This is a genomic window from Pseudomonas sp. S2_E02, from assembly GCF_054668355.1.
In genome coordinates, this window is the sequence record NZ_CP162761.1 from 44,525 (window position 1) to 67,840 (window position 23,316).

Genomic DNA, 23,316 nt, shown 5'->3' on the forward strand with positions numbered 1-23,316 from the left:
TTCGTGTCGTTCGCAAATCTCCTGTGGGATCGAGCTTGCTCGCGAATGGCGCGACGCGGTTCAACTGTGAAACAACAAAACCAGCAGCGCCACATTTCCGAGCAACGCCAGCAACGCCATCGTCCGCCAGACCTTCAATGGCTCACGCTCCAATAATGGTCTGGGCCGCACACTCAAACTCCGCCGCTCACCCTGTTCCAGCACCAACAGCCATTCCTCAGCCGTTTCAAACCGTTGTTGCGGATCAGCCGCCACCCCACGCTCCAGACTCTGCGCCAGCCATTCCGGCAGATCCGGCCGATAGCGACTGGCGCTCACCGGCAGACCAAAGCGCGGTCGTTGAAACGCTTCAATTTCGCCATAGGGAAAATGCCCTGTCAGCAGGAAATACAGGGTCACGCCGACCGCATACAAATCCTGCGGCACACTTGGCGGATCACCGCGAAATGCTTCCGGAGCGATGTAACTGGGTGTCCCGGGCAACGTTGACGGCGCGTCTTCGGACAAGCCTGGGCAGTACGCCAGGCCAAAATCCAGCAGACGCAATTCGCCGTCGTCGCCCACGTGCAGATTTTCCGGTTTGATGTCCCGGTGCAGGATCTGCCGCCGATGCAACAGCCCGACCGCACGCAACAGGCGCTCGGCGATGTCCTGCCACTGTGCCAACGGCAGCGGGCCTGACTGTTGAAACAGCTGTGCCAGCGTCGCCCCGGAATATTCCCGCATCACGTAGTACAAATGCTGACGCTGCTGGCAGGCATGGACTTCAGGAAAGTGGCGACCGGCTACGCGTTTCAGAAACCATTCCTCGGACAACAGTGCTTGCCCGGCGTAGGAATCATCGGCGGAACGCGTGGGTAGGGTTTTCAGAAGCCACGTTTGACCTTGTCCATCAAGCACCCGATACAGCAGCGATTGCTGGCTCTGAGCGACAACCTCCAGCACTTGCCAGCCTTCGAACGACTGACCGGGTTTCAACGGTGGCGGCAGGGGCCATTGCTGCAGATGAATCAGCGCATCGCCGATACTGGCCTCACCCAAAGCATCCACCCGCACCAGCAAAGCACTGGCATTGTCCTGGCTCCCCGCCAGATGCGCGGCGTTGATCAGCGTCTGCGCGGCACTGTGCAGATCCGGTTGATCACGCAGAATCGCCGCAATGGCGGTATCGCCGAGTGTCGACCAGACCCCGTCACTGAGCAAAACAAAGCACTCGCCGTCGCGCAGTTCGCCATCAAGGAAGTCCAGCACCAGATGCTGATCCAGCCCTAGCGCACGCTTGAGCACATGCTGCATGCCCGGCTGATCCCAGACGTGGTCTTCGCTGATTCGCTGCAAGCTGTCGGCGTGCCAGCGATACACCCGGCAATCGCCGACGTGGGCGAGGGTGAAACGCCGACCACGCATGACCAAGGCGCTGACCGTGGTCAGCAACGGTTGCCCACCACCGTTGGCCTGCAACCAGCGGTTTTGCGCGAGCAGCAGGCGATCCAGTGCCTGGGCCACGCTCCAGGTTTCCGGCGTGGCGTAGTAGTCGAGCGCCAGCGCCTGCAAGGTCGAGCGCGCGGCCAGTCCGCCATCGGCACACTGGCTGACGCCATCGGCGATAGCGAACAGATAACCCTTGCTCGCCGCCAGCGCCGGCGCGGGCGTGACCAGACGCAAAGCGTCCTGATTCTCCGCGCGCGGACCGGTGGCGCTGGCTTCGGCGAAACTCAGTTGCAGGGCCATCGAAGGTTCAGACCCGCGCCGCCGTCACTGCCGCCGACCCCCAGGTGGTTCTCCAGCGACGCTTGACGCCGTGCAGGCCAAACCACGCCAGCACGCCAAGGCTGGCGAACAACCACAACGCCAACTGATAGCTGCCGGTGCTCTGCTTGATCGCGCCCATACCGGCGGCCAAGGCAAAACCGCCGATGCCGCCGGCCATGCCGATCAGCCCGGTCATCACGCCGATCTCCAGACGAAAACGCTGCGGTACCAGTTGGAAAACTGCGCCGTTGCCTGCCCCTAAACCGAGCATGGTGCAGACGAAAAGCGCCAGAGCAGCGTAGGAACTTGGCAGGTTGAAACCGACGGCCGCGATGCACACGGCGGCGACGGTGTACATCGCCAGCAACGTGCGAATACCACCGAAGCGATCAGCCATTGCGCCACCCAGCGGCCGCATCAAGCTGCCGCCGAACACGCAGGCTGCGGTGTAGTAGCCAGCGGTCACCGGGCTCAAACCGTACTGATCGTTGAAGTAGCCGGGCAGGGCGCTGGCCAGGCCGATAAAGCCGCCGAAGGTCACGCTGTAGAAAAACATGAACCACCAACTGTCACGGTCGCCCAGGGCTTTGAAGTAGTCAGCCATGGCTTTGGCTTTCGGCCGCTCAGGGGCGTTTTTTGCCAGCCAGGCGAACAGCACCAGCGTCAGGATCAGCGGGATCAGAGCGAAACCGAAGACATTGCTCCAGCCGAACGCGGCGGCGAGCACCGGTGCGAGCAGAGCGGCAAACACGGTGCCGGAGTTGCCCGCACCGGCAATGCCCATGGCTTTGCCCTGATGCTGCGGCGGGTACCACTGCGACGCCAACGGCAGGGCGACGGCGAACGAGGCGCCGGCCATGCCGAGGAACAGGCCGAGTATCAGCGCCTGTTCATAACTGTGGATGCCGAGTTTCCAGGCGCCGAACAGCGCACAGATGACGATGACCTGGCCAATCAGGCCGGCGGTTCTCGGCGACAGCCGATCGGCGAGCATGCCCATCACAAAACGCAGCACTGCACCGGCGAGGATCGGCGTGGCGACGACGAGGCCGCGTTGTTGCGTGGTTAGCTGCAGGTCGGCGGCAATCTGCACCGCCAGCGGGCCGAGCAGGTACCAGACCATGAAGCTCAGGTCGAAATACAGGAAGGCCGCGAACAGGGTCGGGGTGTGGCCGGATTTCCAGAAGCTTGAATTCATCGCGCACCTCAGCTGAAAAGAGTCTCGAAAGGAGTCATGCAACAGCAGGTGGGGCGCCGCCACGGCCGCACCACCGGCCCCGCTCTGTGGGGCCAAAACGCAAAAACGCCGCTCCCTGATGCGCCGGTTGGGCGAACGGGTGAGCGACGTCTTTGTCGTAGGTGGGGCAACCGCCGTTGGTTACCTGTGCGTTTTACTTAGCGAGATTTGTGCCAATAACCTGAAAATCAAAAGCCCCTCACCCTAGCCCTCTCCCAGAGGGAGAGGGGACTGACCGAGGTGTCGGACCTCAAACATCGACCTGAAACACCGAGTCGATTATGGATTCACAGAAGGAATTGCAGGTCGGCGTATTTCCCGAGCATCCCCCAATCGGTTCCCTCTCCCTCCGGGAGAGGGCTAGGGTGAGGGGCTCTTAAGCTGTCAGAACACCTCAGCCCAATAACTCACTCATCGCAATAATCTGCTCCGCCACCTGAATCAGCTTCTGCTGCCGACTCATCGCCTGGCGCCGCATCAAGGTGTAAGCCTCTTCCTCATTGCAATCCTTCATCTTCATCAACAACCCCTTGGCCAACTCAATGCGCTTACGTTCAGCCAATTGCTGATCACGCGCCTGCAACTGCGCGCGCAAGGCCTGATCACTCTCGAATCGTGCCATCGCCACATCGAGAATCGGCTGCAAGCGCTGGGCGTGAATGCCTTCGACGATGTACGCACTGACCCCGGACTTGATCGCCTGACGCATCACACCGGGGTCATGCTCGTCGGTAAACATCACGATCGGCCGTGGCTGGTCGCGGCTGACCAGTACCACTTGCTCCATGACATCGCGGCTCGGTGACTCGGTATCGATCAGGATCACGTCCGGGCGCACCGTTTCGACGCGCGCGGGCAGGTCGATGGTCAGGCCGGACTCGTCGATCACCTCGAAACCGGCCTCGGTCAACGCAGCTTTCAGGCGCCCGACTTTTTTCGCTGTGTCGTTGATCAACAGAATACGCAACATGTTCGCGGTCTCCTGTCAGCGGCGGGCGAGAAGGGGGGCGTCGTCGTTCAGCGCGTGCAACTTGAAACTGCGCGCGTAAGCAGCCGGGTCGCTGCCGTCCCAGACTTTGCCGTCGAGCAACTGGCTGCTGCGCATGTCAGTGCCCCATGCGGCGACGCCGACAGCGGTGGCGGCGTCGCGGTAGACGTCCAGCCGCTGAACCTGGCGGGCGACGGCGAGGTAATCCGGATCTTCGCGCAGCAAACCCCAGCGGCGGAACTGGGTCATGAACCACATGCCGTCCGACAGATACGGCAGATTCACTTCACCGTTGCCGTGAAAACGCAGCGCATGCGGATCCTGCCAGCGATTGCCGAGGCCATCGGCGTAATCACCGAGAAAACGCGGTTCGATGCACGCCACTGGCGCATCGAGATATTCCGGCGCGCTAAGCAACTGCGCGGTGCTGCGGCGGTTTTCCGGGCTTTCTTCGATGAAGCGGCTGGCTTCAAGGATCGCCATCACCAACGCCCGTGCGGTGTTCGGATACTGCTCGACAAATTCGCGAGTGCAACCAAGGACTTTTTCCGGATGATCGGGCCAGATGGTCTGGCTGGTGGCCAGGGTAAAACCGAGATTCTGCTGCACTGCACTGGCGGCCCACGGTTCGCCGACGCAAAAACCGTCGATACGCCCGGCTTGCAGGTGCGCGACCATTTGCGGCGGCGGCACCACCACGCTGTCGACGTCCTGCAATGGATGAATGCCCTGGCTCGCCAGCCAATAATACAGCCACATGGCATGAGTGCCGGTGGGGAAGGTCTGCGCGAAGGTGAGTTTTGCGCGGCTTTGGTGCACATGCCGGTCCAGTGCTTCAGGACTGCTCACGCCGAGGTTTTGCAGGCCGTGAGAGAGGTTGAGGCTCTGACCGTTCTGATTCAGGCCCATCAGCACGGCCATATCGGTCGGGGCGACGCCGCCGATGCCCAGATGCACCGCGTAAATCAGTCCGTACAAACTGTGCGCGGCGTCGAGTTCGCCGCTGACCAGATTGTCGCGCAGATTCGCCCATGAGCTCTGGCGCTTGAGGTTCAGCGTCAATCCATAAGGCTGGGCGAAGCCCTGTGTGGCTGCGACCACCACCGACGCGCAATCGCTCAGGGCCATGAAGCCGAGGTTGATCGCGCTTTTTTCCGGGGCATCGCTGCCATTGACCCAGGCCAGTGGCCCTACCGAAGGTTCATTCATCCGACGTACCTCGAAAAAAAGCGCCGCCCCGGACTTTGCGCAGGCAAACCCCGAAGACGACGCCATTGTCCGTGCCCGCCTGCCGTCATTGACCGGCGCGCTGATAGCCAGGAGGGTGCAAGGCATATGCCAGTGCCAGTGATTTGCGCGTGCGCCTCGCGCCGCAGGTCGATGCCCGGCTATAATCGCCGCCTCTTTTCGCCGCCCGAGTCATCGCCGCCCATGTATTCCCTGGCCCGTCAGCTGTTGTTCAAACTTTCCCCGGAAACCTCCCACGATCTGTCGCTGGATCTGATCGGCGCGGGTGGGCGTTTGGGCCTCAACGGCTTGCTGTGCAAGGCGCCGGCGAAGAAGCCGGTGACGGTCATGGGCCTGGAGTTTCCGAACCCGGTGGGGCTGGCGGCCGGTCTGGACAAGAACGGCGCGGCCATCGATGGCTTCGCGCAACTGGGTTTCGGTTTTGTTGAAATCGGCACCGTGACCCCACGCCCGCAGCCGGGCAACCCGAAACCACGGATCTTCCGTCTGCCGGAAGCCGAGGCGATCATCAACCGCATGGGTTTCAACAACCTCGGTGTCGATAACCTGCTGGCGCGCGTGGCAGCGGCGAAATACAAAGGCGTGCTGGGTATCAACATCGGCAAGAACTTCGATACGCCGGTTGAGCGCGCGGTCGACGATTACCTGATCTGCCTGGACAAGGTTTACGCTCACGCCAGCTACGTGACAGTCAACGTCAGCTCGCCGAACACTCCGGGCCTGCGCAGCCTGCAATTTGGTGATTCGCTCAAGCAGTTGCTCGCCGATCTGGCCACCCGCCGCGCCGAACTGGCCTTGCGTCACGGCAAGCATGTGCCGCTGGCGATCAAGATCGCGCCGGACATGACCGATGAAGAAACCGCACAGGTTGCTCAGGCGCTGATCGAAACCGGCATGGACGCGGTGATCGCGACCAACACCACCCTGAGCCGTGTTGGCGTCGAAGGCATGGAGCATGGCGACGAGGCGGGCGGTTTGTCCGGCGCACCAGTGCGGGAGAAGAGCACCAATACCGTGAAGGTGCTGGCGGGTGAGTTGGCTGGGCGGTTGCCGATCATTGCGGCTGGCGGGATTACCGAAGGCAAGCATGCTGCCGAGAAGATTCTGGCCGGTGCGAGCCTGGTGCAGATCTACTCTGGCTTTATCTATAAAGGCCCGGCGCTGATTCGTGAATCGGTAGACGCGATCGCCGCCCTGCGCTGATCCATAGACACCACTGTTCCCTTGTAGGAGTGAGCCTGCTCGCGATAGCTTTCTTTCGGTCACTTCATCAGCGACTGACAGACCGCTATCGCGAGCAGGCTCACTCCTACAGGTTATGCGCTCGGCACAAAAATCCATGCAATAAAAAGGGCTCCTCGAAGGAGCCCCTGGGCCGCAGCCCGCCGTCCGGGAAGGACGTGCATGGTAAGTCGCTACAAATTCAGATTGTCGTGTCGGAATTAATGCCCTGTGTCAGCCGACGGCGTGAAGTTCGTTGAGTCTGTGGATTCCCGCAGTGCCGGTCATACCGTCCCAGTTGTCGCCGCGTCCTTCTCGCCAGCCGTTAATCCAGGCTTGGCGTACCGACGGTAGAGTAAATGGGCAAAGCTCACGGGATTTGCCACCAACGCCATATTGATATCCGCGTAAAAATGCTCTTTCCAACGGATCACGCTTAAGTCTTCTCATAGGGTGTTTCCCTCACTTGTTGACTGTTTTGTGTCGCGTTGACCTCAACTGAGGTCTGGCAGAAGAAACCTGCCATGGTGCGGCTCGCTGCCGGCGTGGCGAGCCAAGGTGTTGACGCCGTTGCGACGTCAACCTGTGTTCAGTTCTAACCAATGAGTCACACCGAGGGAATGATCGTTTTGTCATAAGGACGTAACGAAATTGGTGCTACAGCCATAAGTAACGACGGGTTTCATGCACGGTTTTTCAGCAAACCCCGGTATGATCGGCCCCGCGCTGCATGATGGGGTTAATTCTTTAGTGAGAATGACCCACGTTTGCGCTGGGGTATAAAGCGACGAAGGGTCGCTTTAAGACTTTTTGTTTCATCAACTTTTTTATCTGTCCCGGCATCTAAGCTCTTTTAACCCGAGCAGCGGGGATGGAACGGCACACCTTCGTGCCACGCGGGCGTTCTTTTAGAAAAGCGCCTGATTGAAAACCGGATCGGCAATGCGTTGCCGATTCACTAGCCAAAGGCTCTGGAAATACCATGTCCGACCGTTTCGAACTCTTCCTCACTTGCCCTAAAGGTCTTGAAGGCCTGCTCATCGAGGAAGCCGTCGGGCTTGGCCTTGAAGAAGCGCGCGAGCACACTTCCGCCGTGCGTGGCATGGCGACCATGGAAACCGCTTATCGCCTGTGCCTCTGGTCGCGTCTGGCCAACCGCGTGTTGCTGGTACTCAAGCGTTTCCCGATGAAAGACGCTGAAGACCTGTACCACGGTGTGCTCGACATCGAGTGGCAGGATCACATGCTCAGCGACGGCACCCTGGCCGTTGAATTCAGCGGCCACGGCTCAGGCATCGACAACACCCACTTCGGTGCCCTGAAGGTCAAAGACGCCATCGTCGACAAACTGCGCACGCCGCAGGGCGACCGTCCGTCGATCGACAAGCTCAACCCGGACCTGCGCATTCACCTGCGTCTGGATCGCGGCGAAGCGATTCTGTCCCTCGACCTGTCCGGCCACAGCCTGCACCAGCGCGGTTACCGTCTGCAGCAGGGCGCGGCGCCGCTGAAGGAAAACCTTGCGGCGGCGATCCTGATCCGTTCCGGCTGGCCGCGCATTGCCGCTGAAGGCGGCGCGCTGGCTGACCCGATGTGCGGTGTCGGTACGTTCCTCGTCGAAGCCGGCATGATCGCCGCTGATATGGCGCCGAACCTGCGCCGTGAGCAGTGGGGCTTCACCGCATGGCTCGGTCACGTGCCGGCGCTGTGGAAAAAGCTCCACGAAGAAGCCGTCGAGCGTGCCGCTGCCGGTCTGGCCAAGCCACCGCTGTGGATTCGTGGTTATGAAGCTGACCCACGTCTGATTCAGCCGGGCCGCAACAACGTTGAGCGTGCTGGCCTGAGCGAGTGGATCAAGATCTACCAAGGCGAAGTCGCGACCTTCGAGCCGCGTCCGGATCAGAACCAGAAAGGTCTGGTCATCTGCAACCCGCCGTACGGCGAGCGTCTCGGCGACGAAGCCAGCCTGCTGTATCTCTACCAGAACCTCGGCGAGCGCCTGCGTCAGGCTTGCCTGAACTGGGAAGCGGCAGTGTTCACCGGCGCCCCGGATCTGGGCAAGCGCATGGGCATTCGTAGCCACAAACAGTATTCGTTCTGGAACGGCGCGCTGCCGTGCAAACTGCTGTTGATCAAAGTGCTGCCGGATCAGTTCGTCACCGGCGAGCGGCGTACCCCGGAACAGCGTCAGGCCGAGCGTGAGCAAGCGGCTTACGACCAGACCCCGGACGAGCCGCAAGAGCGCAAGTTCAACAAGAACGGTAACCCGATCAAACCGACGCCAGCCCCGGCACCGGTGATCGAGCAACCGCGCTTGAGCGAAGGCGGGCAGATGTTTGCCAACCGTCTGCAGAAAAACCTCAAGGCCATGGGCAAGTGGGTCAAGCGCGAAGGCATCGATTGCTACCGCGTCTACGATGCCGACATGCCTGAATATGCGATGGCCATCGACCTGTACCACGATTGGGTGCACGTGCAGGAATACGCCGCGCCGAAGTCCATCGACCCGGAAAAAGCCTCGGCGCGCATGTTCGACGCGCTGGCGGCCATTCCGCAGGCGCTGAACGTCGACAAGAGCCGCGTGGTGGTCAAACGCCGCGAGCGCCAGAGCGGCACCAAGCAGTACGAGCGTCAGGCTGCGCAAGGCAAGTTCAATGAAGTCAGCGAGGGCGGCGTGAAGTTGCTGGTCAACCTCACCGACTACCTCGATACCGGGCTGTTCCTCGATCACCGTCCGATGCGCATGCGTATTCAGAAAGAGGCCGCCGGCAAGCGCTTCCTCAATCTGTTCTGCTACACCGCGACCGCCAGCGTGCACGCGGCCAAGGGCGGTGCGCGCAGCACCACCAGTGTCGACCTGTCGAAAACCTACCTCGACTGGGCACGCCGCAACCTGTCGTTGAACGGCTTCTCGGACAAGAACCGTCTGGAGCAGGGCGATGTGATGGCGTGGCTGGAAAGCAGCCGTGACGAGTACGACCTGATCTTCATCGATCCGCCGACCTTCTCCAACTCCAAGCGCATGGAAGGCATCTTCGACGTGCAACGTGACCAGGTGCAGTTGATCGACTTGGCCATGGCGCGTCTGGCGCCGGGCGGTGTGCTGTATTTCTCCAACAACTTCCGCAAGTTCCAGTTGGAAGAAAACCTCGCCGAGCGTTACGCGGTCGAGGAAATCAGCGCGCAGACCATCGATCCGGATTTCGCCCGTAACACCAAGATCCACCGCGCCTGGAAAATCACGGCTCGTTGACGCTTGGCGCAATTGGATCCACAGAGCCTTGATTTTTAAAGGCTCCGTGGATCTGCCCGCGCTAGCTAAATTAGTGGCTAATAGCTATAACTCACACACGGTCAATGGGGTTTTCCCGTAAATGCTGGCGTAGTGTGAGTTGTCTTTATGTCGTTGCACCCCGTGCGCCCAAAGATTCTGGGTTTTATCAGCGAAGACGTCTCGGCCTGGTTGGTCGCGTTACTGGTATTGCTCGCCGGCGGGATTCTCACGGGGCTGCTCGCTTGGGCCACCCTCAATCAATTCCAGCAACAGACCCGTCAGCGTTTTCAACTGCTGGCCAACGAACGTTACTCCCGCATCGAAGAACGCTTTCAGGATCAGGAGCAACGCCTCGATGGCCTGCGCCGCTTCTTCGCCAACTCTGAATCGGTGTCCCGCGCCGAATTCGACGGTTACACCCACCCCTTATTGATGCGTACCCAGGCCTATTCGTTTGCCCTCAAGGTCAATGGGGCCGAGCGCGCTGCATTTGAGCAGCGCGTGCGTGACGAAGGCCTGACCGACTTCACGATTCGTGAGCTGAATGCGCAGGGCGAACTGCAACTGGCGGGCGAACGCGAGGAATACGTGCCGGTGCTCTACAGCCAGACGCAGAGTCGACTCGGCTCACCGCTGGGCTATGACCTGCTGGCGCAACCCTTGCGCCGGGACACCCTGCAACGTGCCGACAAACGCGGCGGGCTGGCGGTGTCGCAACCGATGCACCTGGTCAGCATCGAGCCGTCCTATGCGCGCGGTGTGCTGCTGGTGGCGCCAGTGAGTCGTAATGGCGAGCGCCAGTCGTTTGGCTACGTGATGGCGGTAATCAGCATGCGCCAGTTGCTGGCCGATGGTCTGCCGGATGCCTTCCATGATTATCTGTCGGTGCGCATTCTCGACATGTCGACCAATGATCAGCACGAAGTGTTGTTCGAGTCGACCAATGAGCCGGCGCCGAGCGACCTGTCGGCCACGCGATTACTGCGCATGGCCGATCACGACTATCAGGTCGATATCCTGCCGAGCGACGCCTTCGCGCAGGCCAACCATTCGTCGGTCGGCAGTGTGATTATCCTGGGGGGCTTGCTCAGTCTGCTGCTCAGCGCCTTGCTCTACGTGTTGGTCAGTCAACGTCAGCGCGCCCTGCGCATGGTCGAATTGCGCACCCAGGAACTGCACGCCAGCGAACAGGAGCTGCGCGGCACCCACGGCCAGTTACGCGGCGTGCTGAATGCGGCGACGCAGGTGGCGATCATTGCCACCGACTTGCGCGGCGTGATCAACACCTTCAACCCCGGCGCCGAACAAATGCTCGGTTACAGCAGTGCCGAAGTCGTCGGGCACATGACCCTGGAAAACCTGCACCTGCCCCGTGAGCTGATGGCCCGCGCTGCCGAGTTGAGTGCGCGCTACGGGAAAAGCATCCCGACCTGCCACGCTATGCTGGTCGAGGGCGGCGAAGTCGGCGGCCATGAGGCCCGCGAATGGACGCTGGTGCGCAGCGATGGCAGTCATTTGCCGGTGAACATGCTCGCCACGCCGGTGCTCGATGAACAAGGGTTGTGGGTCGGGCATCTGGCGATCTGCATCGACATCACTGAGCGCAAGCGCGTGCACGAGGTGCTGGCGGCGCGGGATGTGTTGCTGAAGAAACTCAGCGCGCACGTGCCCGGCGGTATTTATCAGTTCAGGATGGAATTCGATGGGCGCTTCAGCGTGATCTACGCCAGCGACGGCATCCGCGAGATCTACGAGCTGGAGCCGGACGTGCTGTTGTTCAACGCCGAAGCGATCTTCACGCGCATTCATCCACAGGACGTTACTCGTGTGCGCTCTTCCATTCGCGCCTCGGCCGACAGCCTCAGCCCATGGCGCGAGGAATACCGCGTGCAACTGCCCGAGCGCGGCCTGCGCTGGGTGCGCGGCGAGGCGACGCCGGAAGAGCTGCCGGGCGGCGGCGTGCTTTGGCACGGCTATATCTCGGATATTTCTGACCTCAAACGCGTCGAGGAAGAGTTGCGGGCGCTGTCGGTGACCGATTCGCTGACCGGCATCCACAACCGTCGCTACTTCCAGGAACGCCTGACCACGGAAATGGCCCGGGTCGAGCGCGGCGGCGGCGAGCTGTCGGTGATCATGCTTGATATTGACCACTTCAAACGTATCAACGATCAGTACGGCCACGCTGTGGGCGACCGGGTGCTGCAAGCGGTGTGCGAACGCATCGGCCATCGATTGCGGCGCACCGATGTGTTCTGTCGCTTGGGCGGCGAGGAATTCATGGTGCTGTGCCCGGACATCGACGGCGAGCATGCGCACACGCTGGCGGTTGAGTTGTGGCAGGGTTTGCGCAGTGCGCCGGTGGATGTAGTTGGCGTGGTGACCGCGAGTTTCGGTATCGCCAGTTGGCGACCGGGGGAGGGCGCGGACGCGCTGCTGTTGCGGGCGGATTCGGGCGTGTATATGGCGAAGCAGCGCGGGCGTGATCGCGTCGAACAGATGAGCTGAGCCGCGACGCGATTCCCTTGTAGGAGTGAGCCTGCTCGCGATTGCGGTATGTCAGTCACACATGATGTATCTGGACTGACGCTATCGCGAGCAGGCTCACTCCTACAGGAGCCGCGGTGATCAGAGAACCGAAGCGGTCTGCGCCAGTTTCGGCTGCTTGTACAGATCCAGCAGCACCTGATCGAGCACCGACGATGCCCCAAACGGTGCCTTGTCATTGAGGATCGCCACCACTGCCCAGGTGTTGCCATTCACATCACGGCTGAAACCGGCGATCGCGCGCACGGTGTTCAGGGTGCCGGTCTTGACGTGAGCCTCACCGCGCATCGCCGTGGTTTTCAGGCGTTTACGCATGGTGCCGTCAGTACCGGCAATCGGTAGCGAGCTGATGTACTCGGCAGCATACGGGCTGTGCCACGCCGCTTGCAGCATGCTCGCCATCTCACGGGCGCTGACACGTTCGGCGCGAGACAAACCGGAGCCGTTCTCCATCACCAGATGTGGTGCAGTGATGCCTTTCTTCGCCATCCACTGACGCACTACGCGCTGCGCTGCCTTGGCGTCGTCACCGTCGGCATCGTTGCGGAAGCGTTGCCCAAGGCTGAGGAACAGTTGCTGGGCCATGGTGTTGTTACTGTATTTGTTGATGTCGCGGATGATTTCCGCCAGGTCCGGGGAGTAGGCACGAGCCAGCAGTTTCGCGTTGCTCGGGGTCGAGGCCAGACGATCCTTGCCCTGAATGCTGCCACCCAGTTCTTTCCAGATCGCGCGCACGGCGCCGGCGGTGTAGGTCGCGTGGTCGAGCAGCGACAGATAAGTCTGCGAACTGCAACCTTCACCCAACTGGCCGGCCACGGTCACGGTCACGCTGCCATCGGCCTGCGGCACCGGGTTGTAGCGCACGCCGCCGGTGCATTGTTTGGAAGGCAGCGCTTTGACAGTGTTTTCGATACGCACGCTGGCAATCGGCGGCTCAACCGAGATCAGCACCCGGCCGTTATCGTTACGGGCAACAAAGCGCAGGGCCTTGAGGTTGACCAGCAAGGAGTCGGGTTTGACCAGGAACGGCTTGTTCTCGTCATTACCGTCATCGTTGAATTCCGGCAGCACTGGCTGCACGAAGAAGTTACGGTCGAGGATCAGATCACCGGTGATTTGCGTCACACCGTTGGCGCGCAGGTCGCGCATCAGCAGCCAGAGCTTTTCCATGTTCAGCTTTGGATCGCCGCCGCCCTTGAGGTAGAGGTTGCCGTTGAGGATGCCGCCGTTCAGGTCGCCATCGGTGTAGAACTCGGTCTTCCACTGATGGTTGGGGCCGAGCATTTCCAGCGCCGCGTAAGTGGTCACCAGTTTCATGGTCGAGGCCGGGTTGACCGACACGTCGGCGTTGAACACGGTCGGCGTGCCCGGGCCGTCCAGCGGCACCATCACCAGCGACAGGGCGCTGGGCTGCAATTTGCTCGCCTTGAGGGCTTTTTCGACATTCGGGGTGAGGGAAGTATTGATGGTGGCAGCGGAAACAGGCAGGGCCAGGGGCAAAAGAAGGCCGGCTAGAAACAGAGGACGCAACGATTTGATCATATGAAATAAAACCCTACAGTCGAGGGGAAAATAACGAGGACATGGATGAAAAAGCCCTCAGCGGTCATGAAAGTGTCGGCATTATGCCCCAAGGTGTTACAGCTTGTGCCTTGTCGGGGCCGGCCAATACGTTATTTTTTTACAGGCGGTCGGCTTCAGGGGCCAGAGAGTCGGGCAATCGGCGGCTTAAACTGGTAAAGTGCCGGCCGTTAATACTTAAGAGGATTGTTCCAATGGCGACTAACCGTTCCCAGCGTCTGCGCAAAAAACTGTGCGTTGATGAATTTCAAGAGCTGGGTTTCGAACTGAACCTGGACTTCAAAGAAGACTTGTCCGAAGAAGCCATTGACGCTTTCCTCGAAGCCTTCATCAAAGAAGCCATGGAAGCCAATGGTCTGGGTTATGTGGGCGGCGATGACTTCGGTCTGGTTTGCCTGCAGAAGCGTGGCTCGGTCAACGAAGAGCAGCGCGCTGCCGTTGAAGCCTGGCTGAAAACCCGCTCCGAGCTGACCAAGTATGAAGTCAGCCCGTTGCTGGACGTTTGGTATCCGGAAAAGCCGATCAACGCGGCTAAGTGATACTGAAAAAAACGGCGACCTGAGGGTCGCCGTTTTTTTTCGTCTGGGGTTTGGGTGTTTGGCTTGGGTATTGTGGTGAATCTACCCCTCATCGGAACGCCGCCCGCCCAGCCCTCTCCCCCAGGAGAGGGGGCCGATTTATGGGCTTTTCAAAGCCTGAGTTCAACTCGGGATCACATGTCGCTAAAACTCCCGCATACAACGCGGTCAGTCCCCTCTCCCTCCGGGAGAGGGATAGGCGGGCGGCGTTCCGATGAGGGGCTTTTGATCTTTTGCCTTAAACTTTGCGCCAATTGAGGATCACCAACGTCAAAACCCCCGCCACAATCCCCCAAAACGCCGAACCAATGGAAAACAACGTCAACCCCGACGCCGTGACCATAAAGGTAATCAGCGCCGCTTCGCGTTCCTTAACCTCGGTCATGGCAATGCTCAAGCCATTGATGATCGAACCGAACAGCGCCAGCGCGGCAATCGACAGCACCAGTTCCTTCGGTAGGGCGGCAAACAACGCCGCCAACGTTGCGCCGAACACCCCGGCAATCCCGTAGAAAATCCCGCACCAGACCGCAGCGGTGTAGCGCTTGTTGCGATCTTCATGGGCGTGCGGTCCGGTGCAGATTGCCGCGCTGATCGCTGCGAGGTTGATGCCGTGGGAGCCGAATGGCGCCAGCAGCAGCGAGGCAATCCCGGTGGTGGTGATCAGCGGTGAGGCCGGCACGTTGTAACCGTCGGCGCGCAGCACGGCGATGCCGGGCATGTTCTGCGAGGTCATGGCCACCACGAACAGCGGAATGCCGATGCTGATGGTCGCCGCCAGCGAGAAGTGCGGGGTGGTCCACACCGGTGTCGCCACTTCCAGATGAAAACCGCTGAAATCCAGCAGACCCATAAAGCCTGACAGCGCGGTGCCGATCAGCAGCGCGGCGAGCACGGCATAACGCGGCGACAGGCGTTTGATCAGCAGATAAGTGAAGAACATCCCCAGCACCAGCCCGGTGCGGTGCTGCGCAGCGACGAAGATCTCACTGCCGATCTTGAACAGAATCCCTGCCAACAATGCCGCCGCCAGCGACGCCGGGATCTTTTTCACCAGGCGTTCGAAGCTGCCGGTCAGGCCGCAGATCGTCACCAGCACGGCGCAGGTGATGTAGGCGCCAATGGCCTCGCCATAGCTCACGCCGCCGAGGCTGGTGATCAGCAACGCTGCGCCGGGGGTCGACCAGGCGATGGTGATGGGCGTGCGATAACGCAGCGACAAACCAATCGAACAGACCGCCATACCGATCGAGATCGCCCAGATCCACGAAGAAATCTGCCCGCTGCTCAGCCCGGCCGCTTGCCCGGCCTGGAACATCAGCACCAGCGAGCTGGTGTAGCCAGTCATCATCGCGATGAATCCCGCGACGATCGCCGATGGTGATGTGTCGGCCAGTGGGCGCAGTTGAGTGTGCGTGGCGTCGTTCATGACGGCGGTGTTCCTTATACCAATGAAGATGTCCCCTGTACGCCAAACCCCTGTGGGAGCGAGCCTGCTCGCGAAAGCGGTGTGTCAGTCGACATTCATTTTGAATGTGAAACGGCTTTCGCGAGCAGGCTCGCTCCCACAGGGGATTGTGGTCGACCAGCGGATTCTGTGATCAAGCCTAAACTCAAACGTAACGGATCGTTGCAATACAGCGGAAGTCACAAACAGCCGTACAGTCGTGTTGCCACCTTCCATTGTGTACAATCGCGCTGTTTTTTACGCGATACTTGCCAGCGACCTACTGTGCCGTATTACAGTCACGGTCTATTCGCCGCAGTTCTCCCGACTCGAGTGCCCATGAACGAACAGTTGCAACCCCTCAAGAAACAACCGCGAGCAGGCAAAGCCGGCCGCAGCGGAACCCAGGACGATATTGTCTACGCGCATATCTTCGAGGCCATCCTCGAACAGCGTCTGGCGCCCGGCACCAAGTTGAGCGAAGAAGCGCTGGGGGAAATCTTTGGGGTCAGCCGCACCATCATTCGCCGCGCGCTCTCGCGTCTGGCCCATGAAGGCGTGGTGCTGTTGCGGCCGAACCGTGGCGCCGTGGTTGCCAGCCCGAGTGTTGAAGAAGCCCGTCAGGTGTTTCTTGCCCGTCGCCTGGTCGAACGCGCGATCACTGAGCTGGCGGTGCAACACGCCACCGCCGAGCAGATCGCCGAGCTGCGGCAGATGGTCAACGACGAGCGCGACAGCTTCTCCCGTGGCGATCGCGGCGCCGGTATTCGTCTGTCGGGCGAATTCCACCTGAAACTGGCGGAAGCGGCGATGAACGCCCCGTTGATCAGCTTTCAGCGCAGCCTGGTTTCGCAGACGTCGCTGATCATTGCCCAGTATGAAAGCGGCAACCGCTCGCACTGCTCGTACGACGAACACACTCAGTTGATTGACGCGATCGAGAAGCGCGACGGTGAGTTGGCGGTGAATCTGATGATGCACCACATGGATCACATCGACAGCAAGCTCAACCTCGACGAGGAAGGCGCGTCGGATGATCTGCATGCGGTGTTCTCGCATTTGTTGCAGACCAAGAAGCCGGGGCGTCCTGCGGCCAAGCTCTGACTGACCAATAGAAAAATCCCCCGCAGCTGAAAAGTTGCGGGGGATTTTTTGTGCCTGTCTGATCGTTCCCACGCTCTGCGTGGGAATGCCTCTGGGGACGCTCCGCGTCCAGTGACGCGGAGCGTCACGGGCTGCATTCCCACGCAGAGCGTGGGAACGATCATGGGGCGGGGGAAATTAGCGCTGATGCACCAAAGCACCCGCCGCATACGTCTGCTGCACCGTGCGGTCATCGCCCAGCGTCATCAACACAAACAACGTCTCGGCAATGTTGTTAGCCTGCTTCAAACGGTAGCTCAGCAGCGGCGTGGCGTTGTAATCGAGCACCAGGAAGTCAGCGTCGGAACCCGGTTGCAGGTTGCCGATCTTGTCTTCCAGACGCAGCGCCCGCGCGCCACCCAAGGTCGCCAGGTACAGCGACTTGAACGGGCTCAGGCGCGCACCTTGCAGTTGCATCACTTTGTACGCTTCGTTCAGCGTTTGCAGCAGCGAGAAACTGGTGCCGCCGCCAACGTCAGTGCCCAGACCGACATTGAGCTTGTGCTTCTCGGCCATCGGCAGGTTGAACAAGCCGCTACCCAAGAAGAAGTTCGAGGTCGGGCAGAACGAGATCGCTGAACCGGTTTCCGCCAGTCGTGCGCATTCGTCGTCGCACAGGTGCACGCCGTGGGCGAACACCGAGCGCTCGCCGAGCAGTTTGTAGTGATCGTAAACGTCGAGGTAGCCCTTGCGCTCCGGGAACAGCTCCTTGACCCACTCGATTTCCTTGAGGTTTTCGCTGATGTGGGTCTGCATGTACAGATCCGGGTATTCGGTCAGCAGTTGGCCGGCGAGGGTCAGTTGCTCCGGGGTGCTGGTCGGCGCGAAGCGCGGGGTGACCGCGTAGTGCAGGCGGCCCTTGCCGTGCCAGCGTTCGATCAGCGCCTTGCTTTCGACGTAGCTCGATTCGGCGGTGTCGGTCAGGTAGTCCGGGGCGTTGCGGTCCATCATCACCTTGCCGGCGATCATGCGCAGGTCGAGCTTCTCGGCCGCTTCAAATAACGAGTTCACCGATTGCGGGTGCACGCTGCCAAACACCAGTGCGGTGGTGGTGCCGTTGCGCAGCAGCTCCTTGACGAAAATGTCAGCGACTTCGTCGGCGTGGGCCTTGTCGCCGAACTGGCTTTCGCACGGGAAGGTGTAGGTGTTCAGCCAGTCGAGTAGTTGCTCGCCGTAGGCACCGACCATGCCTGTTTGCGGAAAGTGAATGTGGGTATCGATGAAGCCCGGGGTGATCAACGCGTCTTGGTAATGCTCGATTTCGATGTCCGCCGGCAGGGTCGGCAGCAAATCACTGGCATGGCCAAGGGCGCTGATCTTGCCGCCATCGACCACCAGCAGGCCGTCCTCGAAATATTCGTAGGAGGCTTCGATCCCGACTTCGGCGGGGTCGGCGATGCTGTGCAGGATGGCGGCGCGGTAGGCTTTGCGAGTCAGAGGCATGAGGGTTCTCTAATCAGTTTGAGGCTTTGAGTTTGGTCGCCTGACTGCGCCGCGACACCGGCAGCAGTTTGGCAATCGGTTCGGCGCTGGCAGTCTGCTGGCCGAAGTTGGCGTTGTAGGTGGCGATGATTTCGCCGGCAATGGAGATGGCGATTTCCACAGGCAGTTTGCCTTTGACTTCGCCGATGCCCATCGGGCAGCGCATGCGTTGCACGACGCCGCTGTCGAAACCGCGATCACGTAAACGGTGTTCGAACTTCGCGCGTTTGGTCTTCGAGCCGATCAGGCCGAAGTAGGCGAAGTCGTTGCGCTTGAGAATCGCGGCAGTGAGTTCAAGGTCGAGTTGATGGTTGTGGGTCATGACGATGCAGTAACTGCCGGCGGGCAGGTCATCGATTTCATCCACAGGCTCTTCGGCGACGATTTTACGCACGCCGTGGGGGATCTGTTCGGGGAATTCGGCCTCGCGCGAATCGATCCAGCGCACCCGGCAGGGCAGGCTGGCGAGCAGCGGCACCAAAGCGCGGCCGACGTGGCCGGCACCAAACACGGCGATCTGCGCCTGCACCTGGCCCATCGGTTCGAACAGCAACACGGTGGCGCCGCCGCAGCACTGGCCCAGGCTGGCGCCGAGGCTGAAACGCTCCAGATGGGTGTCCTGCTTGCCGCTGGCGAGCATCTCGCGGGCGATCTGCATGGCTTTGTATTCCAGATGCCCGCCACCGATGGTGTCGAAACTCTGATTAGCACTGATGACCATTTTCGAGCCGGCATTGCGTGGCGTCGAGCCGAGCTCTTCGATGATCGTCACTAGAACGCAGGGTTCACCCTGGTTCTGCAGGTCGGCGAGGGCGTCGATCCAGTTGTACATACACACCTCTCAGATCGTTCCCACGCTCTGCGTGGGAATGCATCACTGGACGCTCCGCGTCCGCTGTTCAGGATGCGACGCAGAGCGTCGCGGGCTGCATTCCCACGCAGAGCGTGGGAACGATCATCAAACAACCGCGGTTTCAGCTTCGACCGCTTTCACAGCCTTCAACTGACGCATCTGCTCACACCCCCACAACACCCGCTCCGGCGTCGCCGGCGCATCGATCTGCGGCTGATGTTTGTAATCACCGAGGCTCGCCACCGCATCCTTGATCGCGCACCACGAAGCAATCCCGAGCATGAACGGCGGCTCGCCGACAGCCTTGGAATGGAACACCGTGTCTTCCGGGTTCTTGCGGTTTTCCACCAGCTTCACCCGCAGGTCCAGCGGCATGTCCGCCACGGCCGGGATCTTGTAGCTGGCCGGGCCGTTGGTCATCAGCTTGCCTTTGTTGTTCCAGACCAGCTCTTCCATGGTCAGCCAACCCATGCCCTGAATGAAACCACCCTCGACCTGACCGATGTCGATGGACGGGTTCAGCGAGGCGCCGACGTCGTGAAGGATGTCGGTGCGCAGCATCTTGTACTCGCCGGTCAGGGTGTCGACGATCACTTCGCAGCACGCCGCGCCGAAGGCAAAGTAGTAGAACGGACGACCACGCGCCTGGCTGCGGTCGTAGTAGATTTTCGGGGTCTTGTAGAAGCCAGTGCTCGACAGCGAAACCTGATTGAAATACGCCTGCTGGATCAGCGCTTCAAAGGTCAGGATATGGTCGCGAACACGCACGTGACCGTTGTGGAATTCAACGTCTTCTTCAGTGACTTTGTAGTGACGCGCAGCGAATTCGATCAGGCGTTTCTTGATGATTTCCGCCGCGTTCTGCGCTGCTTTACCGTTCAGGTCTGCACCGCTGGACGCGGCCGTCGGCGAGGTGTTTGGCACCTTGTCGGTGTTGGTCGCAGTGATCTGCACACGATCGATTTCGACCTGGAACACTTCGGCCACGACCTGCGCGACTTTGGTGTTCAGGCCCTGACCCATTTCCGTGCCGCCATGGTTCAGGTGGATGCTGCCATCGGTGTAGATGTGGATCAGCGCACCGGCCTGGTTCAAGAAACTGGCGGTGAAGGAAATGCCGAATTTCACCGGGGTCAGCGCCAAGCCTTTTTTCAGGATCGGGCTGTTGGCGTTGTAGCGACGAATCGCTTCACGGCGCTCGTGGTACTGGCTGCTTTCTTCCAGTTCGGCGGTCATCTCTTCGAGCATGTTGTGCTCGACGGTCTGGTAGTAGTGGGTGACGTTGCGTTCGGTCTTGCCGTAGTAGTTGGCCTTGCGCACCGCGAGTGGGTCGAGTTGCAAATGACGGGCAATCGCGTCCATCACTTCTTCGATCGCGACCATGCCTTGTGGGCCACCGAAACCACGGTAAGCGGTGTTCGACGCGGTGTTGGTCTTGCAGCGGTGACCATTGATGGTCGCATCGCCGAGGTAGTACGAGTTGTCCGAGTGAAACATCGCCCGGTCAACGATCGACGCGGACAGGTCCGGCGAGCAGCCGCAGTTGCCGGCCAGGTCCATGTTGATCCCGTGCAGGCGCCCGGTGCTGTCGAAGCCGACGTCGTACTCGACGTAGAACGGGTGACGCTTACCGGTCATCAGCATGTCTTCGACGCGCGGCAGGCGCATCTTCGTTGGTTGGCCGGTGAGGTGCGCAACCACCGCGCACAGGCACGCCGGGCTGGCGGCCTGGGTTTCCTTGCCACCGAAACCACCGCCCATGCGGCGCATGTCGACGACGATTTTGTTCATCGACACGTCGAGCACTTCGGCAACCAGTTTCTGTACTTCGGTCGGGTTCTGCGTCGAGCAGTAAACGATCATGCCGCCGTCTTCGGTGGGCATTACCGAGGAGATTTGCGTCTCCAGGTAGAAGTGTTCCTGACCGCCGATGTGCAGCGTGCCTTGGATGCGGTGTTCAGCGGTTGCCAGCGCAGAAACCGAATCGCCGCGCTGGTGGGTGTGGCTGTCGAGGACGAAGTGGCGCTTGCGGAGGGCTTCGACTACGTCGAGCACAGGTTCGAGATCTTCGTATTCGATGATCGCCGCCATCGCGGCTTTGCGCGCGGTTTCCAGATCCTTCGCGGCCACCGCGAGCACCGGTTGACCGACGAACTGCACGTCATCGATGGCCAGCAACGGGTCGCCTGGCATCAACGGGCCGATGTCTTTCAGGCCTGGCACGTCTTCGTGGGTGATGGCGATGCGCACGCCTTCAAAGGCGTAGCACGGCGAGGTGTCGATGCTGATGATCTTCGCGTGGGCGCGGTCCGACATGCGTGCATACAGGTGCAACTGGTTGGGAAATTCCAAGCGATCATCGATGTACTGCGCTTCACCGGACACGTGCTTGGCGGCGCTGTCGTGCTTGACGCTGCGGCCGACGCCAGAGGTCAGATCCTTGGCGAACAGTTCAGCCAGTTCAGCCTGGGTTTTTTCTACGCCGTGATGGTTAGACATAAGCGGTCACCCGAGTCTCGATGTGCGGTGTTTGCAGTTCGATGAAGTATTTGCGCAGCAGGTTCTGTGCGCTGAGCAGGCGATATTCCTTGCTGGCGCGGAAGTCCGACAGCGGGGTGAAATCTTCCGCCAGTGCGGCGCAGGCGCGTTCGACCACCGTGTTGGTGAACGGCGCACCAATCAGCGCGGCTTCACAATGGGCGGCGCGTTTCGGGATCGCGGCCATGCCGCCGAAAGCCATGCGTGCATCGGTGATCACGCCGTTTTCGACGCGCAGGTTGAACGCGGCGCAGACGGCGGAGATGTCGTCGTCCAGACGCTTGGAGACCTTGTAGGCGCGGAACAGCTGCTCGGCGCTGGCGCGCGGGACGATGATCTTCTCGATGAATTCACTTTCCTGACGGACCGTGACTTTGTAATCGATGAAGTAATCTTCCAGGTTCAAGGTGCGGCGAGTTTCGCCTTTGCACAGCACGACCTGCGCGCCGAGAGCGATCAGCAGCGGTGGCGAATCACCAATCGGCGAGGCGTTGCCGATGTTGCCGCCGAGGGTGCCCTGGTTGCGGATTTGCAGCGAAGCGAAGCGGTGCAGCAGTTCGCCGAAGTCCGGGTACTCGGCGTTCAGCGCTTCGTAGCAGTCGGAGAGGGCGGTGGCGGCGCCGATTTCGATGCGGTCTTCGAAGGTGTCGATGCGCTTCATTTCCGCGACGTTGCCGACGTAGATCATCACCGGCAGGGTGCGGTGGAATTGGGTGACTTCCAGCGCCAGATCAGTGCCGCCAGCGAGCAGGCGCGCTTGTGGGTAAGCGTCGTAGAGATCGGCCAGATCAGCGACGGTCAGCGGCACCAGGCAGCGTTTGTCGCCGCTGTTGAGTTCGCCGATATCGGTCGGTGCGATGGCTTTGAGGCGCGCAATGGTCTCCGCTTCGCGGGCATCGAACTGATCTGGTTGCTTGCCGCAGCAGGATTGCTCGGCAGCGGCCAGAATAGGCCGGTAGCCGGTGCAACGGCAGAGGTTGCCGGCCAGCGCTTCGTGGGCCTTGGCGTGATCCGGTGCATCACTGTTCTTTTGCAGGGCGAACAGCGACATGACGAAACCGGGGGTGCAGAAACCGCACTGCGAGCCGTGGCACTCGACCATGGCTTTCTGCACGCTGTGCAGTTCGCCTTTGTGTTTGAGGTCTTCGACGCTGATCAGTTGTTTGCCGTGCAGCGACGACACGAACGTCAGGCACGAGTTGAGGCTGCGATAGCGAATGTGTTCGCGGCCAGCGTCATCCGTTTGCAACTCGCCGACTACTACGGTGCAGGCGCCGCAGTCACCGCTGGCGCAACCTTCTTTGGTGCCGGATTTGCCGACGTGTTCACGCAGGTAATTGAGCACAGTCAGATTCGGGTCCAGGGCGTGCTCGCTACGGAGTTCCTGGTTAAGTAAAAACTGGATCACGGAAGGCCTCGCAGACTCA

Annotated in this window: 16 protein-coding genes; 5 read left to right on the forward strand and 11 right to left on the reverse strand. The window is 60.7% G+C overall.

The genetic code is table 11. From position 1 onward, the window contains the following. Positions 1 to 60: 60 nt before the first annotated feature. The 4 genes from AB4O01_RS00175 to AB4O01_RS00190 all read right to left on the reverse strand — a co-directional run bounded on the left by AB4O01_RS00175 (position 61) and on the right by AB4O01_RS00190 (position 5,186). Positions 61 to 1,731: a protein kinase domain-containing protein gene (locus AB4O01_RS00175; protein ID WP_460090277.1), complete on the reverse strand. Its 1,671-nt coding sequence runs from the start codon at positions 1,729 to 1,731 to the stop codon at positions 61 to 63. 7 nt (positions 1,732 to 1,738) lie between these two features. Beyond that, the gene (locus tag AB4O01_RS00180; RefSeq protein WP_460090278.1) at positions 1,739 to 2,950 is read right to left on the reverse strand and encodes a nitrate/nitrite transporter; all 1,212 of its coding nucleotides are present in this window, start codon (positions 2,948 to 2,950) and stop codon (positions 1,739 to 1,741) included. A gap of 433 nt (positions 2,951 to 3,383) precedes the next feature. Then, a complete protein-coding gene (locus AB4O01_RS00185; protein WP_007916390.1) occupies positions 3,384 to 3,959 on the reverse strand; it encodes an ANTAR domain-containing response regulator in 576 nt (191 codons plus the stop codon). Positions 3,960 to 3,974: 15 nt separating this feature from the next. Further along, on the reverse strand, positions 3,975 to 5,186 hold the full coding sequence (locus AB4O01_RS00190) for a CmpA/NrtA family ABC transporter substrate-binding protein (protein ID WP_460090280.1): 1,212 nt from the start codon (positions 5,184 to 5,186) through the stop codon (positions 3,975 to 3,977). A 222-nt stretch (positions 5,187 to 5,408) separates the two neighbouring features. Here AB4O01_RS00190 and AB4O01_RS00195 point away from each other — a divergent pair, with 222 nt between their 5' ends. Beyond that, positions 5,409 to 6,428, forward strand: a complete 1,020-nt coding sequence (locus tag AB4O01_RS00195; RefSeq protein ID WP_095120055.1) for a quinone-dependent dihydroorotate dehydrogenase — start codon at positions 5,409 to 5,411, stop codon at positions 6,426 to 6,428. A 252-nt stretch (positions 6,429 to 6,680) separates the two neighbouring features. On the opposite strand, the gene rmf is transcribed toward AB4O01_RS00195, so the two are convergent. After that, the gene (gene rmf, locus AB4O01_RS00200) at positions 6,681 to 6,896 is read right to left on the reverse strand and encodes a ribosome modulation factor (RefSeq protein WP_003223300.1); all 216 of its coding nucleotides are present in this window, start codon (positions 6,894 to 6,896) and stop codon (positions 6,681 to 6,683) included. Positions 6,897 to 7,428: 532 nt separating this feature from the next. On the opposite strand from rmf, the gene rlmKL reads away from it, so the two are divergent. Next, on the forward strand, positions 7,429 to 9,699 hold the full coding sequence (gene rlmKL / locus AB4O01_RS00205) for a bifunctional 23S rRNA (guanine(2069)-N(7))-methyltransferase RlmK/23S rRNA (guanine(2445)-N(2))-methyltransferase RlmL (RefSeq protein ID WP_116255232.1): 2,271 nt from the start codon (positions 7,429 to 7,431) through the stop codon (positions 9,697 to 9,699). Positions 9,700 to 9,846: 147 nt separating this feature from the next. Beyond that, entirely contained in the window at positions 9,847 to 12,228 is a 2,382-nt protein-coding gene (locus AB4O01_RS00210) for a sensor domain-containing diguanylate cyclase (protein ID WP_460090281.1), read from the forward strand. Positions 12,229 to 12,348: 120 nt separating this feature from the next. On the opposite strand, the gene dacB is transcribed toward AB4O01_RS00210, so the two are convergent. Further along, positions 12,349 to 13,809 carry a D-alanyl-D-alanine carboxypeptidase/D-alanyl-D-alanine endopeptidase gene (dacB, locus tag AB4O01_RS00215; RefSeq protein WP_116255233.1) on the reverse strand — a complete coding sequence of 487 codons (1,461 nt, stop codon included), beginning with the start codon at positions 13,807 to 13,809 and terminating at the stop codon, positions 12,349 to 12,351. Between the two features lie 233 nt (positions 13,810 to 14,042). On the opposite strand from dacB, the gene AB4O01_RS00220 reads away from it, so the two are divergent. Continuing rightward, on the forward strand, positions 14,043 to 14,387 hold the full coding sequence (locus AB4O01_RS00220; RefSeq protein WP_007916365.1) for a YggL family protein: 345 nt from the start codon (positions 14,043 to 14,045) through the stop codon (positions 14,385 to 14,387). Positions 14,388 to 14,664: 277 nt separating this feature from the next. Here AB4O01_RS00220 and AB4O01_RS00225 read toward each other — a convergent pair whose 3' ends face one another. Beyond that, entirely contained in the window at positions 14,665 to 15,855 is a 1,191-nt protein-coding gene (locus AB4O01_RS00225; RefSeq protein WP_460090283.1) for a benzoate/H(+) symporter BenE family transporter, read from the reverse strand. A 357-nt stretch (positions 15,856 to 16,212) separates the two neighbouring features. Here AB4O01_RS00225 and AB4O01_RS00230 point away from each other — a divergent pair, with 357 nt between their 5' ends. After that, positions 16,213 to 16,977, forward strand: coding sequence for a GntR family transcriptional regulator (locus AB4O01_RS00230; RefSeq protein WP_007918375.1), 765 nt, complete (start codon positions 16,213 to 16,215; stop codon positions 16,975 to 16,977). A gap of 177 nt (positions 16,978 to 17,154) precedes the next feature. Here the strand turns inward: AB4O01_RS00230 and guaD are convergent, their stop codons facing one another. From guaD to xdhA, 4 genes are all read right to left on the reverse strand, one after another. Beyond that, a complete protein-coding gene (gene guaD, locus AB4O01_RS00235; RefSeq protein ID WP_093431807.1) occupies positions 17,155 to 18,459 on the reverse strand; it encodes a guanine deaminase in 1,305 nt (434 codons plus the stop codon). A gap of 13 nt (positions 18,460 to 18,472) precedes the next feature. Continuing rightward, entirely contained in the window at positions 18,473 to 19,330 is an 858-nt protein-coding gene (gene xdhC, locus AB4O01_RS00240; protein WP_460090284.1) for a xanthine dehydrogenase accessory protein XdhC, read from the reverse strand. 126 nt (positions 19,331 to 19,456) lie between these two features. Next, entirely contained in the window at positions 19,457 to 21,850 is a 2,394-nt protein-coding gene (gene xdhB / locus AB4O01_RS00245) for a xanthine dehydrogenase molybdopterin binding subunit (RefSeq protein ID WP_127926502.1), read from the reverse strand. Then, a complete protein-coding gene (xdhA, locus tag AB4O01_RS00250) occupies positions 21,843 to 23,297 on the reverse strand; it encodes a xanthine dehydrogenase small subunit (protein WP_427119611.1) in 1,455 nt (484 codons plus the stop codon). Before xdhA ends, xdhB begins: the two co-directional genes overlap by 8 nt. Positions 23,298 to 23,316 lie beyond the last annotated feature (19 nt).

Coding starts and splice junctions, on each gene's coding strand:
- AB4O01_RS00225 (WP_460090283.1), bottom strand. CDS start 15,855: ATGAACGACGCCACGCACACTCAACTGCGCCCACTGGCCGACACATCA.
- AB4O01_RS00175 (WP_460090277.1), bottom strand. CDS start 1,731: ATGGCCCTGCAACTGAGTTTCGCCGAAGCCAGCGCCACCGGTCCGCGC.
- AB4O01_RS00210 (WP_460090281.1), top strand. CDS start 9,847: ATGTCGTTGCACCCCGTGCGCCCAAAGATTCTGGGTTTTATCAGCGAA.
- AB4O01_RS00185 (WP_007916390.1), bottom strand. CDS start 3,959: ATGTTGCGTATTCTGTTGATCAACGACACAGCGAAAAAAGTCGGGCGC.
- dacB (WP_116255233.1), bottom strand. CDS start 13,809: ATGATCAAATCGTTGCGTCCTCTGTTTCTAGCCGGCCTTCTTTTGCCC.
- AB4O01_RS00230 (WP_007918375.1), top strand. CDS start 16,213: ATGAACGAACAGTTGCAACCCCTCAAGAAACAACCGCGAGCAGGCAAA.
- AB4O01_RS00190 (WP_460090280.1), bottom strand. CDS start 5,186: ATGAATGAACCTTCGGTAGGGCCACTGGCCTGGGTCAATGGCAGCGAT.
- rmf (WP_003223300.1), bottom strand. CDS start 6,896: ATGAGAAGACTTAAGCGTGATCCGTTGGAAAGAGCATTTTTACGCGGA.
- xdhB (WP_127926502.1), bottom strand. CDS start 21,850: ATGTCTAACCATCACGGCGTAGAAAAAACCCAGGCTGAACTGGCTGAA.
- rlmKL (WP_116255232.1), top strand. CDS start 7,429: ATGTCCGACCGTTTCGAACTCTTCCTCACTTGCCCTAAAGGTCTTGAA.
- AB4O01_RS00180 (WP_460090278.1), bottom strand. CDS start 2,950: ATGAATTCAAGCTTCTGGAAATCCGGCCACACCCCGACCCTGTTCGCG.
- AB4O01_RS00195 (WP_095120055.1), top strand. CDS start 5,409: ATGTATTCCCTGGCCCGTCAGCTGTTGTTCAAACTTTCCCCGGAAACC.
- guaD (WP_093431807.1), bottom strand. CDS start 18,459: ATGCCTCTGACTCGCAAAGCCTACCGCGCCGCCATCCTGCACAGCATC.
- xdhC (WP_460090284.1), bottom strand. CDS start 19,330: ATGTACAACTGGATCGACGCCCTCGCCGACCTGCAGAACCAGGGTGAA.
- AB4O01_RS00220 (WP_007916365.1), top strand. CDS start 14,043: ATGGCGACTAACCGTTCCCAGCGTCTGCGCAAAAAACTGTGCGTTGAT.